Below are 15,112 nucleotides of genomic sequence, written 5' to 3'. Positions count from 1 at the left end.
CTATGTTGGAAATAACTCTATGATTACCCGATCATAAATTTAATTCAAGGAGGTATTTGAGTGCGTTTAAAATTTTTGGCAATCGCAGTTTCAATGGGTGTTACCGTTATCTCTGTTCAAAAAACTACAGCCCGGACTCCTCTTTTACCCTACTTGCAAACTCCTAGTAATCTAAGTAATTCTACCGGAAATCAAACTGTTTCCGAATGGATTTATTTAGATGGTCGCCCATTATTTCAAATCGCTGCATCAAAAAACGATGTTTCCGAGCGGTTACAAAGTATCCAACAGAATTTACAGGAAATTAGCCAAGATTACTTTCAATCAAAAGCACCAGAATTTAAGATACAAATCCGAACAACCAAAGATTTGCCAGTAATTTATATCAATGGCAAATATCTGATGACCATCAATTCTCAAGATGCTAAATTACGTCAATTAAAGGCGTTGACATTGGCTAATGAAATCGCCGATAATTTGCAGGATAACCTGGAAGTTTCTAAGAAAGAACGCCAAACTTCATCTTTAATTAGCCAATGTAAAATAGCTGGTGCTATTGCTTTGGTAATGATTTTGTCAAGTTCATTAATATATCGTTATCAACGCCGTTCTCAAAAAGATGATGTAGAACCAATTTGTCCAGATGCGGAAACAGGTCAACCGATTACAACCCAACTAAATCAACAGGAACATCAACATTTAGCAGAAGTTAAAAACCGCCTATTTCAATTAAGTCAAACAGGCATTTGGGGAGGTGGAAGTTTTGTAATCTTGGGTCTATTTCCCTACACCAGAGCATTACAAATGGCACTTCTTGCAGTTGCCCAAATTCCTCTAAAAGTAGGTATTGTGGTATTAGGAACTTATGTAGCGGTTCGTTTTAGTTATGCCCTGATTGATAAATTTACCACAACTCTAATTAGCGGTGGTTTTTTATTAAATTCAGAAACTTCAGAACGGATGGAGTTAAGAGTTTCCACATTTTCAGGAGTAACCAAAAGCATTACTACCCTCATTTGCATGGGAGTAGGAATTTTATCCATTTTGATTTCATTAGGTATAGATATAGTTCCTTTGTTAGCAGGTGCTGGTTTAATTGGTGTAGCTGTATCTCTCGCTTCTCAAAACTTAATTAAAGATGCCATTAATGGCTTTTTGATTATCATCGAAGATCAATATGCCCTTGGTGATGTGATTAATGTGGGAAACGTAGGAGGTTTAGTCGAGAATCTCAATTTACGCATGACTCAAGTACGGGATGCAGAAGGACGTTTAATTACAATTCCCAACAGTGAAATCAAAGTAGTTGCCAATCTTTCTAGTCGATGGTCACGGGCAGATTTAACTATTCCGGTTTCATATCAAGCCAATATTGATGAGGCTTTGAAGTTAATTGAAGATGTGGCTTTGAACATGAATCAAGAACCAAAATGGAAGCGAGAAATCATTGAAAAACCGAGTATTTTAGGAATTGATAATTTTAGCGAGCGCGGTATGATGATTCGTGTCTGGATTAAAACACAACCCCTCAAACAATGGGAAGTAGCGAGAGAATATCGTCGTCGTCTAAAAATTGCCTTAGATCAAGTTGGAATTTCCATTCCCATACCTCAACAAACCATTTTAGTGAATCATCCTCAACTGTTGAATTCTGCCAGAAATAATTCAGATTAAGGAGTTCAGTAGTATGGCTGACGCCACGGCCATGCCTATGACTTCTGCGTCGCCACGCAAGCTATCGGAACACTAAGTACAGCTTGCTTCCCCTCGGGTATGCTATCAGGAGTCAGGAGGTAGAAGTAAAGATATATTTCCCATTCCCTAGTTCCCATTTTTTGAATTTTGAGTTTTGAATTCTTCCTCTATACCTTTACCACCAAATACGATTTTCTTCTTCATCGACTCGTGCTTGACGAATCATATCAGAGATTTCTTCTGCATCCTTGACATGGTGGAGGGCTTTTTTCTCACCATCAGGAGTTTCCACTACAAAATAAGTTGGAACCTTTATGTGATCACCAGTAATATCAGGTACGTCTACAGCAACTTGTTGGGCTTTTTCTTCAATTGATTGGGGTTTTGCAGAGATTCTATCCCCAGGATTTGCTGTTAAATTCCTTTCTTTAACATTTGGTTCTTTTCTAGAAAAGCTATCTTCACTTACTGGCTGATTAATTTGGTTATCTTGATTATCTTGATTATCTTGATTATTAGTCATGGTTTAAAAATCCAATGTATAAGTTCTATGCATGAGTAGCGGATCTCATTCCTCTATATAACAATCCTGGATGAAAGTCTGGTCTTCATCAGTAAATTCATAACTCATGGGACTGACGCAAAATATTTTTTGTCATAGTGTTCGCGCAGCGTAGCTAAGTATCTCGGCGATTCTTCATTTCGCTAACGCTACATTCAGAATGACAGTTTTTTGGTCAAAGTGCGTAAGTCTTGATTCCAATAGGACTACCATATCAATCTAGACAATCCAAAATGTAAGTAGTTCTTTCTCTAGAGAGAGTTTAAGAATGAGATTTACTTCTTCAACACAGGGAGGATCCACTATTGGAAGATACACAAGTATTAGGAGAATTTAAGGATAAACAAGTGTGGATTAGCAACCATGAACCAGGAAAAAGAACGGCTTAAAGCCTGCTTAGAAGAATTAGCAACTTTATATGAAGAAGCAGACAAAAGTCAGATAACAGACTTGGAAGGAATAGAAAAAACAGTAAGGAGTCAAATATTAGAAGTGGTAAGTCCAGAAATAGCCCTTTTTTATTGAAGAAACAACCGGAAGGAAAGTAGGTAAAACCAGGAAAGTCAAAACCTTGGTAGGAGAGGATAACTAAAACTAAAAGCTAAACAGTTGCAGAGACTGGGTTTGAAGCTAAGAAGTCGATTAAGTCCATTACTTCAAAAGTGCTGCTTGAGGCTATCAGCTAAGGAATCATATCAACAAGCAGAAGTTGAAATTGAAGCATTAACAGGAGTAAAAGTTGGCCATAGGAGGCAACAAAAACTAGTTGTCGAAGAAGATTGGGAGCTACCACAAGGAAAACAACCTGTCTGTGAAGTGAGCATGGATGGTGGAAAAGTACGACTAGGGGCAAACTACAAGCAGGCTGGTACTGGCGAGACTGTAAAACCCTTCGTCTACAAGGAATTTATGATGGCGCATTTTTTGATAACAACTAATCAATCATGAGTTGATTATGTTAATAGCCAGTCTTTGGTTAACCCCCTTGTGTGTTTGGGGGATGGTCATGATGGAGTTTGGAATTTAGTTAAAGAGTTTGGAACTGAAAAATTCAAACCTTTGGAAATTTTGGATTGGTATCACCTCAAAGAGAATCTTTATCAAATTGGTGGTTATTTAAAGCATCTCCAAGCTGTTGAGAGTTTATTGTGGCAAGGTCAGATAGAGCCGATTCAACCTTTATTTAATAATTGTCGAGGTAAACAAGTTAAAAAGTTTTTCAAGATAAGCAAAAAATATCCCACTAGCATTATTAACTACACCTACTACCGAGCTAAACAACTGTGTTCTATTGGTTCTGGATCTGTCGAATCTGCTATTCAACAGATTGGAGCAAGGATTAAAATTTCTGGCCCACAGTGGAATGTTGAAAGTGTCTACCAAGTCCTTTCCCTTCCTTGTGCTTATCTCAATGGTTTGCCTCCTATTTGAGTCTTTCTGCCAAAACCCGATGCTCCCTTCAAAACAAAGGGCGTATACTTACCCCCCAAGGCTTCCACAATAGTGCGGGTATTAGCTTCCATCATTTTTATATAAGTATCACCATCACTTCCTTTTGCACCAATAGAATCAGAGTAAAGTTGATTCTTGACAAGTTTTACCCCTACTTCTTGGGCAACAGTGGTAATTAAAGCTGGGTTAATCGTGGTTTCCGCAAAAATTGCAGGTACGCCTATTTTTTTAACTGAATCTACTAATTTACTGACCGTTTGGGCGCTTGGTTGTTCTTCTGTGCTAATACCAATTAAAGTTCCCGCAATTTCCATCCCATAATTACTTCCATAATATTGAAAAGCATCATGGGTAGTGATAAGTTTCCGTTTTTCTGGAGGAATAGTTTGAATTTGTTGCGTAATCCAGTTATTGAATTGTTGTAATTCTTCAGTCAATTCGGCAGCTTTTTGAGTAAATTTATCTTTGTCTTCTGGTGATAACTCAATTAATGCTTCTTTAATTGCTTTTACCATAGATATGACATTTTCTACACTTCCCCAAATATGAGGATCGGGAACAATTTCTCCTTTACTTTTCTGTAACTTTAAAGGTTTGATAACTTCCCCTACTGCTAACTTTCGTGCTTTCCCACCAACAGCATTCATTAACTTAATAATTCCCGGTTCTAACTTATAACCGTTATATAAAATTAAGTCTGCTGTTTCCAAAACTCGACTATCTGCGGGTACTGGTTCATAAACGTGAGGGTCTGCACCAGGCTTGAGGATACCAGTGACCTTTACTTCCTCTCCTGCAACCTCCTGGGCTAAATCAGCAATGATGGTACTTGTTGCTACAACGTGCCGCTTTCCATTTCCTGGTGCTTGAGAGTCTGATGGATTACAACTGAATAATGCTAAAGGTAATAACATTCCCAGACACAACTGAGAAATCTTTGTTTTCTTTAACACAGTATTGCCCTTGATACCGAGTATTTGTTTCATTTATCTTAGAGATAAATTCTAATTATAGATTCTTTCATATTTATCTCATTTTTATAGTAAGCTCAAAGAATGATTATTTAACTACGGTTATGCAAAATATTTCTTTTTACGAAAAATTTAGCCCCTTACGGATACAAGTAGAAGAGACACCCACACAAGCCAGAAAATCTACTGATATGAATTCTACAGCAGCCATTAACATCTCCCATTTAGGAGTACATTACCGGACACAGAAAGCTTTGGGGGATGTTAACTGCATTATTAAATCAGGAAAAGTGACAGGAATTTTTGGACCTAATGGTGCTGGTAAAAGTACCTTGATGAAAGCTATCTTAGGATTAGTTCCTATAAGTAGCGGTCAGGTTTTATACAAGAATCAACCTTTAATGCAGCAACTAGATCAAGTCGCTTATGTACCACAACGTAGCCAAATTGACTGGAACTATCCAGCTACAGTTTGGGATGTAGTGATGATGGGGCGTGTAAGAAAAACAGGTTGGTTGCGTAGTTTTTCCACAGTTAGCCGCCAAGTAGTTAAAGAAGCCTTAGAAAGAGTGGGGATGAAAGAATTACAAAACCGCCCCATTGGTGAACTTTCTGGAGGACAACAACAACGGGTATTTTTAGCGCGTGCTTTAACCCAACAAGCAGAGATATTTTGTTTTGATGAACCATTTCTAGGAATCGATCAAAAAACCCAAACCATAATTTTTGAAATTTTCCACGAACTAGCAGCAGAGAATAAAACTCTCTTAGTTGTTAATCACGACTTAGGCCAATCCACTGCCCATTTTGATGATTTAATCTTACTAAATTGCGAATTAATCGCCACAGGTTCCCGCCAAGAAGTCCTCACAGAAGAAAACCTCCATCGTGCTTACAACGGGAAAGTCATGTACTTTGCAGCTTAGTCATGATTATTGATCTCTCTCCTCCTCTTCCTGTTTTCCTTCGTGTACTTCGTACCTTCGTGGTTCATTTTCATTCATGCTTAATACACTAATTGAACCGTTGCAATATGGCTTCATGCAACGTTCCCTAATTATCGCTATTTTAGTAGGCTTATTGTGTGCAGTAGTTGGTAGTTATTTAATGGTACAACGCCTAGCATTACTAGGAGATGCTATTAGTCATTCCGTATTACCAGGATTAGCGATCGCATTCATGATTGGTGCTAATATTTTTGCCGGGGCATTTATTGCCGGGATTTTAAGTACAATGGCCATAGCATTTATTAAAACCCGTTCCCCCATCAAAGAAGATGCAGCAATGGGAATAGTATTTTCAGCTTTTTTTGCCCTTGGTGTCACCCTCATTACCGTGATTCAAAAAAGCAATAAAATCGACCTCAATCACTTCCTTTTCGGTAATATTCTCAGCGTAACTGTTGATGAAGTACGAGATACAAGTATCATTGCAACGATTGTATTAATAGTCGTTGTTGCACTATACAAAGAGCTTTTATTTTACACCTTTGATCCCTTGGGCGCACAAGCCGCTGGTTTACCAGTTAATCGCCTAAATTTTGGCTTAATGTTGTTAATTGCTTTAACAATTGTTGCCAGCATGAAAGCTGTAGGAGTGATTTTAGTATTATCACTTTTAATTACTCCTGGTGCAACGGCTTATTTATTAGTCAAACGCTTGCATGAGGTAATGATTTTAGGTGCGGTAATTGGGGTTATTTCTAGTATTAGCGGAATGTATCTCAGCTATTTTTATAATTTACCTTCCGGCCCTGCAATTGTGTTAGTAGTGTCTGGTTTATTTATATTAGCTTTGTTGTTTTGTTTAGTCCTAGACATGGAATTTTTACGTCCCATCAGATGAAGAGTGGGGAAAATGTGAAGGGGTGATTGGTGATATTTAATAGGTAATCGTTAACGATTACCTATTAAATATCACAATTTAACTCCCCAGCTTTTTGACTAAAACGGCGGTTTTCTCGATAATCTACAGGACAATCTATTACCGCAGGAACATCTTGAATTAGGGCTTCTTTGACGACAGGAATTAAATCAGTTGCTGATTCAACCCTGTAACCTTTTAATCCTATACTTTCGGCTAATTTGACAAAATTAGGATTACCAAAATGCACAAAACATGAATTACCTTTACCAAATTGATTTTCTTGTTTCCATTCAATTAAACCATAGCCACCGTCATTGAAAATTAAGGTAACAAAAGGTGTACCAACACGCAAAGCTGTTTCTAATTCTTGACAGTTCATCATAAAGCCACCATCGCCTGTAGCTGCTACAACTTTACGATCTGGATAGACAAGTTTAGCAGCTAAAGCCCCAGGAATGGCAATTCCCATTGCTGCAAATCCATTGGAAATAATGCACGTATTAGGACTATGACAATGATAATGTCTAGCAATCCACATTTTATGTGCACCTACATCAGAAATGACAATATCATCTGGTCCCATCACTTGCCGCAAATCATAAATTAATCTTTGCGGTTTTATTGGGAAGCCATCATCATGGGCATATTGTTCGTAATCAGCGCGAATATTAGAACGTAAACTGATGGCATAGGGATTGGGTTTTCCTTGTCTGTCTGCTAATTTTAATATTTCATTAACTGAATCAGAAATATCCCCAATAACTTCGACTTTAGGAATGTAACTACTATCAATTTCTGCTGAAATAGCAGCAATATGGATAATAGGAATTTTGCCGTCAGGATTCCATTCTTTGGGAGAAAATTCAATTAAATCATAGCCAATTGCAATTACTAAATCGGTATTATCAAAACCACAAGTAATGAAATCTCTTTGTTGTAATCCTACAGAATAAAGTGCTAAAGGATGAGTGTAGGGAATTACGCCTTTACCCATGAAAGTATTAACGACTGGAATATTTATTTGGGTGGTGAATTGCGTCACCGCATCACTAGCTTGAGCGCGAATCGCCCCATTTCCCACTAAGATAATGGGATTAACTGCTTGAGAAATTATGGCAGCAGCAGCGCGAATACTAGCAAAAGCAGCATAGGTTTTTTCGCTGTTATCCTTATGTAAAGGTTTGCCTTCTACGGGCATAGCAGCAATATTTTCGGGTAAATCTATGTGGACTGCACCAGGTTTTTCAGTTTGCGAGCGCTTGAATGCTTTTCTCACAACTTCTGGTGTAATACTCGGTCTAACTATCTGCTTATTCCACTTAGTAACTGGCGCAAACATAGCCACTAAATCTAAATATTGATGGGATTCAATATGCATTCTATCTGTTCCCACCTGTCCGGTAATTGCTACTAATGGTGCACCATCAAGGTTAGCATCTGCAACCCCAGTCATTAAATTAGTAGCACCAGGACCAAGAGTGGAAAGACAGACTCCGGCTTTACCAGTTAACCTCCCATAAACATCCGCCATGAAAGCTGCACCCTGTTCGTGACGAGTAGTAATAAATTGAATGGATGAGTTTTTTAAAGCTTCTAAAACGTGCAAATTTTCCTCACCTGGCAGTCCAAAAACATATTGCACTCCTTCATTTTCTAAACACTGTACTAACAAATCTGCCGTATTCATTTTATTTCCTCAAAATAATACTGGGGACTGGGGAATTTAATAACCCAATGAGTAATAACCAATTACTGAACCCAAACAGTTTTTACATTCACAAATTCATGTATGCCTTGAATACTTAATTCTCGACCATACCCAGAACGTTTAATTCCCCCAAAAGGTAAGCGTGGATCGGATTTAACCATGCTATTAATAAATACTGCACCTGCTTCAATTTCTTGAATGAGGCGATTTTTTTCTGTTTCATTATTTGTCCACGCACTAGCACCCAAACCAAAGGGTATATCATTGGCTAATTTGATGGCAGCATCAATATCCGCAACTCGGAATAATAAAGCTACAGGTCCAAAAAATTCTTCTTTGGCAATCGGATGATCTAAAGGAATATCTATGATAATAGTTGGTGGATAAAAGTTCCCAGGAATATCTGATAAAGCAGATCCACCTGTGAGGACTTTACCACCACTTTCGATAGCAATTTTGACTTTTTGGTCTAAATCTTGGAGAATATCGGGTGTTGCCAATGGACCGATATCTGTTTCTGTTGCCAGAGGATCACCAATTTTCAGAGTGTGGAATTTTTCTAACAGCAGTTTTTCAAATTTATCAGCAATTATTTCTGCTAAAATAAAGCGTTTAGCTGCTATGCAAGATTGTCCATTATTTAAGATCCGTGCTCTAACTGCGGTCGATACTGTTGTTTCTAAATCAGCACTTTCTAATACTATAAAGGGGTCACTTCCACCTAATTCCAAGACGGTTTTTTTAATTTGTTTGCCAGCAGCAACAGCTAAAGAAGCTCCTGCTGGTTCGCTTCCCGTCAAGGTGGCTGCTTTTACCCGATGATCAGCCATTAAATCGGCAACTTGAGAAGCACCGATCAATAAAGTTTGAAACACACCTACTGGAAAACCTGCACGGTTGATAATATCTTCTATTCCCAAAGCACACTGAGGTACATTGGATGCGTGTTTGAGTAAACCCACATTTCCAGCCATGAGTGCTGGTGCAGCAAAGCGGAAAACTTGCCAGAAAGGGAAATTCCAAGGCATGACAGCGAGAATTACACCTAAAGGCTGATATCTAACAAAACTTTGACTAGCATCGGTTTTGACGGTGAGATCAGCGAGAAAATTAGGACCATTTTTGGCATAGTAACGACAAACAAGGGCGCATTTTTCCACTTCTGCAATCGCAGATTTCAAGGTTTTACCCATTTCCAGGGTCATTAATTTGGCAAAATCTGCCTTTTCCTGCTCTAAAATATTTGCTGCTTGTTGCAACCACTGCGAGCGCTCTGGAAAACTAGTCCTACGATACTCCTCAAAAGCCCACTGTGCCAAATCCAATTTAGCAGCAATTTCCCCATTATTCAGTGGATCAAAAGTTTTCAGCGTTTTCCCAGTGGCGGGATTAATGGTAGCAATAGCCATTCCCTGACCTCCCGTTCAAAAATAGCTTGAAGTAGCTTACCAGTCTTACACAGATTCATTATAGAAGCCACCATCAAAACTTTAGTCTCTCAATTTCAAAAGAGTTACTTAATTTGGTTCTTCAGTTCTTTTTATGGAAAAACAGGTTCAAAATCCTTGAATTTTAATTAGTGAAACTCCTAAAACACTGAGTTGGAAAAACATATTCCTGGGAATATTATTTACGGTAGTAACAATGTTAATTTTCAGACTCAGAGTTGAATATTTGAAGGCTAGAAGTTAATTATTCCCGTTGATTTAGGCGATCACATCCAACTTACATTTATTGGCAGATTTAGCATATTAATTATTAGGGTGCGTCAGACCTATATATTGGTTAATATCAACAGATTTTCGACATTTGACGCACCCTACAAGAGACTTCAGCCTATTTCTTTATAGGAATAGTCTTCTTAATCCACTATGAGTCAAATATCAGTTAAAGTCACGACTTTTAACTACTTAATCACTACTCATTTGCTACTCAAACTACTCATTTTCTGCTCAAAAAAAGCCCTGAAAGCCTTATATATCAATGGGGTGGAATTTCTAAAGGAATAGTACCCAAAAGTCCTTTGCGAAAATCGGTGATTAGTGTTCTCGCAGCGCGTTCTACATCTCTTTTATAACGATGTTCTGCTAAGATGTGCAGATATGCTTCTCCTGTATGGATGATGGAATCAACTTCGTAGCGTGAAAGTAAGGGGTGCGATGGTAACAAATGAGGATGTGTTTCTTGGAGTTCATTGAGTATATCTATGAAGGCTGCTGCTACTAGCTGATTATCATACGATGCTTCTCCGATATCGTCACAAATAGCTAATTTTACTGCTGCAGCTTGATTTTCCATTCTTGAAGGAATGACACCGGGAGCATCTAGTAGTTGCAACTGATCGGAAATTCGCACCCAACGCAGTTGACGAGTAACACCGGGACGCGCTGCACTTTCAACGACTCGCTTTCCTAGCAAACGGTTGATTAATGCTGATTTTCCAACGTTGGGAAAACCAATAACTACAGCACGGACTGGACGGGGTAACATTCCCCGGTCTTTTCTGCGTTGATTAAGTTCTACTCCTGCTGCTTGTGCGGCTTTGGTGATAGCTGTGATACCTTGACCGTGTTGAGCATTGGTAAAATAAGGTACTTGTTCTTGGCTTTTAAACCAGTCTACCCAAAGCGATCGCACTTGTGGTGAAATCATATCTAATCGGTTAATTACCAATACCCGCGATTTACCCCCCACCCATTCATTCATTTGCGGATGGTTTGTCGCTAGGGGAATACGTGCATCCCGCACTTCTAGGACCACATCTACCCGCTTTAGCTGTTCTTTGAGATTTTTTTCAGCCTTGGCAATGTGACCGGGATACCATTGAATGAGATTTAATTTGTAGTTTTGAGTTATGGACATTGGGGACTAGGGATTGGGGACTGGGGATTGGGGACTGGGGATTGGGGATTGGGGACTGGGAAAAGATCAGGGAAAGAATATTTATCTTTTGCTTTTTGCTCTTTGCCTTTTCCCAATGACTAATGACTTTGATGTAAAATTAGACGGTTGCCGTCGGGGTCGTAGGTGTAAATTTCTCGACCGTGGGAAGCTGTGGAAATATCTCCTGGTAGGGGATAGCCTAAAGATTGCAGATGTGCGATCGCACTTTCTAAATTATCGACTTCTAAACACAAACTTAGCGAACTTTTGGTATTTACAGCAAATTCTGACTCATAATTTTGTTTTGGTTTAAAAATACCTAAACAAAGGCTAGAAATTTGGAACTCAGCATAGACATCGGGAATCAGGTTTTTCGGTTCTTGTTCTAGTAACTGAATATAGAAATTCACTAAATTATCAAAATTAACCGTGGCAATAGTGATGAATATATTATTATATTGCATATTTATTTTAAGGCATATTCCAAAGAATAAATAATATAATAAGTAGCAAGGGACAAAAGAACCGTAGACGCGCAGCGGCTTCTCGGAGAGTAGTATGTAACGAAAAGTAAAATTGTCCAAAACCTCTTCCCTATTGCATAAGTGCCTCTTACCTTGTTATAACGACAATTTTTAACACCCAGCTACTTATGTGAAACATCCTCTCCAGTAGCAGAGAGTGTGGAGGTAGAGATTCAGGGAATGAACATGATACAAACAGATATGAGCTAAGCAAAATATGCAAAAGCTTAAACCTTTTCCTTCCTACTTCCTGCCTTTGTACCTGAATTTAGGCGTAATATTGAGACATAAATTTGTCCGTAATAGTCCAAAGACGATCATCTAATGTAGTGAATATCCATTCTGCAATATGTTCTGGAACACCACCATAAAATGCTTCAGCAATACTACCTGTAATACAAGCAATGGTGTCACTGTCTCCACCAATAGAAATAGCATTGCGAATTGCATCTTCAAAATCAGTTGATTCTAAAAAAGCAATGATGGCTTGGGGAACAGAACCTTGACAAGAAACATCAAATTTGTAAGTTGGTCTAATCTCGTCTAAAGTTTGCTCTAAATTATAACCAAAACAATTTTGGATATAGAATTTGATAGCGGTCTTATCATAACCTGTACGGGCTAAAAATATAGATGCTGCTGTTGCTTGTGCGCCTTTAATGCCTTCAGGATGGCTATGAGTAACTTCTGCACTATGTCGCGCTTCTTCTAACACAATATTGAGGTCATCAAATGCAGATGCTATGGGACTGACTCGCATAGCCGAACCGTTACCCCAACTGTTGTATGGTTCTGTGCTACCAGAATTTGCCCATTTTATAAAAGTACTACCATAACCAGCAGAGGGATATTCACCGTAGTAGGATTTGAATTGTTGAATATATTGTAATTTGTCAATATATTTAGTTTTGTCTGGAAATTCGTCTGCATTGAGAATGACTTCAGCAACGGCAAGGGTTAATATTGTGTCATCTGTAAAATGACATCTATCATCGAAAAGGGGAAAGTCCTTTGTTTTTATATTGTAGAACTCATAAATTGAGCCAATGATATCACCTGCGATCGCACCCAACATAACTTACTTATCTCCAAACTGTAATACTTAAGTTAGTTTTTCCTATGTACTATTGTCTGATAATTAGGTACACCTAATCAAAAATGCTTACTCTATTTTTAGTAAAACATTATCGTTCTTTCAATGCACCTGCAAATCCTGTGACTGAATAATAGATGCAATATACAACAAATTTCCCAGGGAATTAACCCCAATTATTACGTAAAATTACCCGATTTCTATAGGGTGTGGGGTGAGGAGAATTCTTCCAGGGGACGGAAATCTTGATGCGCTCGGAATACTATCCAATATGCACATCAGCTTGATTAAGTACCTGAGCAAAATTACGGCGATTTTCAGGTAAATAAACCACAGAAAAATCTGACAAACTTTGTAGAGAAGTTGCATTCAACGTCTCTACACTGTGGTCTAATGAGCCAAAAAATGTTGTAAGTGTCCCACAACTTAACGGTAGGATAAGAACAGAGTGAAGTGTGATCGCTATTTATGCACCTCAAACCTGTACAAATAGCAAATCTCTACAATACCTTACACTGTCCATAATGCCGTAAAAGATGGTCGCATAAAACCAAAGCCACCATTGCATCAACCATGGGCACAGCACGGGGTAAAACACAAGGATCATGTCTTCCCTTGCCTGCTAAAACCGTTTCTTCACCTTCCTTAGTCACCGTTTTTTGTTGTTTTCTTATTGTCGCAGTTGGTTTAAAAGCAACTCGTAAAATGATATTTTCGCCATTAGAAATTCCTCCTTGAATACCACCAGAACGATTGGTTACGGTACGAATTTCTCCATTTTCATCAATATAAAATTCGTCGTTATGTTCAAAACCTGTTAACAAAGTTCCGTCAAAACCAGAACCAATTTCAAAACCTTTACTTGCAGGAAGTGACATTACTGCTTTTCCTAAATCTGCTTCCAACTTATCAAAAACAGGCTCGCCTAAACCCTTGGGAACATTCCGCACCACACACTCAACTACACCACCGATAGAATTACCATCTCTACCAGTTTTTTCAATTAATTCAATCATTTGGTTAGCAATTTCACCATCTGGACAACGGACAATATTGCTTTCTACATCTTCTAATGTGACGGTATTGGTATCAACTACGCCTTCTAAATCTTTGATGCGCTTCACATATGCGATAACTACCACATCTGCAACTTGATGTAAAACTTTTTTAGCGATCGCACCAGCAGCAACTCTACCTATTGTCTCACGCGCCGAAGACCTACCGCCACCTTGCCAATTTCTAAATCCATACTTAGCATCATAAGTAGCATCTGCGTGAGAAGGACGATACTTTTGCGCCATCTCATCATAATCTTGGGCACGAGTATCTTTATTTTTCACAAAGATTGCGATCGGTGTTCCCAGGGTCTTCCCCTCAAATACTCCTGATAATATCTCACAAGTGTCAGCTTCCTTGCGTGGAGTCGTAATTTTACTTTGTCCCGGCCGTCTTCTATCTAACTCAAATTGAATTTCCTCAGCAGAAATTTCCAGTCCTGGAGGACAACCATCAATAATAACGCCCACACCGCCGCCGTGAGATTCGCCAAAAGTCGTAATACGGAAAAGATGACCAAAAGTGCTGCCCATGATGTTGAGGAAATACAGTCTGGAATCTATATTGTACATGGAGTTGGGGATTTTAAGCGCCATGTTGGTTATTCAGCAAGATCCGGTGTAAAACATATCTATTCTGCAATGATTTTCGTTTTCCACAATTCTTTGATTTTGTCAACATGTTTTTGTCTGAATCAGGATGTCCAGGATTTAAGGATTTTCAGGATTGGTAAACTCATATCTTGCAGCTCTCCGTACAAACCCAGGTAACCTCAAAAGATGCACGATAAAGCTACCTGATTGATATTGGGTTTTATCGGTAAATCAAGGGTTTTAAGATTATACAGTGTAATTAAATTACATCAATTTTTATTTTCGCAAGACAAGATGTGAGTAAATAAAGATACCAATTTTTTTGAACAATTCCGGTATTTAAAATAAAATTATAAATGATAATTACCATAGAAATAAATGAGCTGCAAAGAACGCAAATAACACGAAGATAAGAGAAGTTTTCAAATATATTTTTTGTGATTTTCTATGTAAAAGGGCTATCTATATCTATTTCGTAAAGATACTTGGCTCGAATTTTATTTATTCTACTACATTCAGCTAATATGCGAATAGCTTGTTCTAAGTTTTTGGATGCAGGTTGATACCCAGAATTTAGTAACCATCTAACCATGTCAATTAACTCAGTATGACCTTTTTCAAGCCTTTGCTTATCTAGCTGCATTGGGATGCTTCCAGATACTTCCAATTTATCTCAGAACTAGACTGATGATAAATATTTACATCTTTA

Annotated in this window: 12 protein-coding genes and 1 pseudogene; 4 read left to right on the top strand and 9 right to left on the bottom strand. The window is 38.3% G+C overall.

What is annotated here, in order from left to right:
- Positions 1–60 precede the first annotated feature (60 nt).
- Positions 61–1,674, top strand: a complete 1,614-nt coding sequence (locus AAZO_RS04095) for a mechanosensitive ion channel family protein (protein WP_013190283.1) — start codon at positions 61–63, stop codon at positions 1,672–1,674.
- 196 nt (positions 1,675–1,870) lie between these two features.
- Here AAZO_RS04095 and AAZO_RS04090 read toward each other — a convergent pair whose 3' ends face one another.
- A complete protein-coding gene (locus tag AAZO_RS04090; protein ID WP_013190282.1) occupies positions 1,871–2,218 on the bottom strand; it encodes a hypothetical protein in 348 nt (115 codons plus the stop codon).
- A 402-nt stretch (positions 2,219–2,620) separates the two neighbouring features.
- On the opposite strand from AAZO_RS04090, the pseudogene AAZO_RS04085 reads away from it, so the two are divergent.
- Positions 2,621–3,688, top strand: a pseudogene (locus tag AAZO_RS04085) (ISKra4 family transposase).
- Here AAZO_RS04085 and AAZO_RS04080 read toward each other — a convergent pair.
- Positions 3,661–4,695: a metal ABC transporter substrate-binding protein gene (locus tag AAZO_RS04080; RefSeq protein ID WP_013190281.1), complete on the bottom strand. Its 1,035-nt coding sequence runs from the start codon at positions 4,693–4,695 to the stop codon at positions 3,661–3,663. The pseudogene AAZO_RS04085 and the gene AAZO_RS04080 sit on opposite strands and share 28 nt — an antisense overlap.
- 89 nt (positions 4,696–4,784) lie before the next feature.
- On the opposite strand from AAZO_RS04080, the gene AAZO_RS04075 reads away from it, so the two are divergent.
- A complete protein-coding gene (locus AAZO_RS04075; RefSeq protein WP_013190280.1) occupies positions 4,785–5,606 on the top strand; it encodes a metal ABC transporter ATP-binding protein in 822 nt (273 codons plus the stop codon).
- 76 nt (positions 5,607–5,682) lie between these two features.
- On the top strand, positions 5,683–6,525 hold the full coding sequence (locus tag AAZO_RS04070) for a metal ABC transporter permease (RefSeq protein ID WP_013190279.1): 843 nt from the start codon (positions 5,683–5,685) through the stop codon (positions 6,523–6,525).
- Between the two features lie 64 nt (positions 6,526–6,589).
- On the opposite strand, the gene AAZO_RS04065 is transcribed toward AAZO_RS04070, so the two are convergent.
- The 7 genes from AAZO_RS04065 to AAZO_RS04035 all read right to left on the bottom strand — a co-directional run bounded on the left by AAZO_RS04065 (position 6,590) and on the right by AAZO_RS04035 (position 15,046).
- Entirely contained in the window at positions 6,590–8,233 is a 1,644-nt protein-coding gene (locus AAZO_RS04065) for an acetolactate synthase large subunit (protein WP_013190278.1), read from the bottom strand.
- A gap of 62 nt (positions 8,234–8,295) precedes the next feature.
- Complete coding sequence (locus AAZO_RS04060; protein ID WP_013190277.1) at positions 8,296–9,663, bottom strand: NAD-dependent succinate-semialdehyde dehydrogenase; 1,368 nt, start codon at positions 9,661–9,663, stop codon at positions 8,296–8,298.
- Positions 9,664–10,234: 571 nt separating this feature from the next.
- Positions 10,235–11,116 carry a ribosome biogenesis GTPase YlqF gene (gene ylqF, locus AAZO_RS04055; RefSeq protein WP_013190276.1) on the bottom strand — a complete coding sequence of 294 codons (882 nt, stop codon included), beginning with the start codon at positions 11,114–11,116 and terminating at the stop codon, positions 10,235–10,237.
- 119 nt (positions 11,117–11,235) lie between these two features.
- Entirely contained in the window at positions 11,236–11,601 is a 366-nt protein-coding gene (locus AAZO_RS04050; protein WP_013190275.1) for a VOC family protein, read from the bottom strand.
- A 328-nt stretch (positions 11,602–11,929) separates the two neighbouring features.
- Positions 11,930–12,736, bottom strand: a complete 807-nt coding sequence (locus tag AAZO_RS04045; protein ID WP_013190274.1) for an ADP-ribosylglycohydrolase family protein — start codon at positions 12,734–12,736, stop codon at positions 11,930–11,932.
- Between the two features lie 518 nt (positions 12,737–13,254).
- Positions 13,255–14,343 carry a chorismate synthase gene (gene aroC / locus AAZO_RS04040; protein WP_013190273.1) on the bottom strand — a complete coding sequence of 363 codons (1,089 nt, stop codon included), beginning with the start codon at positions 14,341–14,343 and terminating at the stop codon, positions 13,255–13,257.
- Positions 14,344–14,848: 505 nt separating this feature from the next.
- Positions 14,849–15,046 (bottom strand): hypothetical protein, encoded by a 198-nt coding sequence (locus AAZO_RS04035; protein ID WP_013190272.1) that lies wholly within the window; start codon positions 15,044–15,046, stop codon positions 14,849–14,851.
- Positions 15,047–15,112 lie beyond the last annotated feature (66 nt).

Origin of the sequence: 'Nostoc azollae' 0708 (assembly GCF_000196515.1) — a bacterium.
Classification (GTDB): domain Bacteria; phylum Cyanobacteriota; class Cyanobacteriia; order Cyanobacteriales; family Nostocaceae; genus Trichormus_B; species Trichormus_B azollae.
Note: the sequence above shows the minus strand (reverse complement) of the source record. Positions and strands in the feature narration are given on the sequence as shown.

Bases quoted from the DNA above. Each gene is read 5' to 3' on its own strand.
- AAZO_RS04080 (WP_013190281.1), bottom strand. From the start codon at position 4,695: ATGAAACAAATACTCGGTATCAAGGGCAATACTGTGTTAAAGAAAACA.
- AAZO_RS04045 (WP_013190274.1), bottom strand. From the start codon at position 12,736: ATGTTGGGTGCGATCGCAGGTGATATCATTGGCTCAATTTATGAGTTC.
- AAZO_RS04060 (WP_013190277.1), bottom strand. From the start codon at position 9,663: ATGGCTATTGCTACCATTAATCCCGCCACTGGGAAAACGCTGAAAACT.
- AAZO_RS04070 (WP_013190279.1), top strand. From the start codon at position 5,683: ATGCTTAATACACTAATTGAACCGTTGCAATATGGCTTCATGCAACGT.
- AAZO_RS04065 (WP_013190278.1), bottom strand. From the start codon at position 8,233: ATGAATACGGCAGATTTGTTAGTACAGTGTTTAGAAAATGAAGGAGTG.
- AAZO_RS04075 (WP_013190280.1), top strand. From the start codon at position 4,785: ATGCAAAATATTTCTTTTTACGAAAAATTTAGCCCCTTACGGATACAA.
- AAZO_RS04035 (WP_013190272.1), bottom strand. From the start codon at position 15,046: ATGCAGCTAGATAAGCAAAGGCTTGAAAAAGGTCATACTGAGTTAATT.
- AAZO_RS04090 (WP_013190282.1), bottom strand. From the start codon at position 2,218: ATGACTAATAATCAAGATAATCAAGATAATCAAGATAACCAAATTAAT.
- ylqF (WP_013190276.1), bottom strand. From the start codon at position 11,116: ATGTCCATAACTCAAAACTACAAATTAAATCTCATTCAATGGTATCCC.
- AAZO_RS04050 (WP_013190275.1), bottom strand. From the start codon at position 11,601: ATGCAATATAATAATATATTCATCACTATTGCCACGGTTAATTTTGAT.
- aroC (WP_013190273.1), bottom strand. From the start codon at position 14,343: ATGGGCAGCACTTTTGGTCATCTTTTCCGTATTACGACTTTTGGCGAA.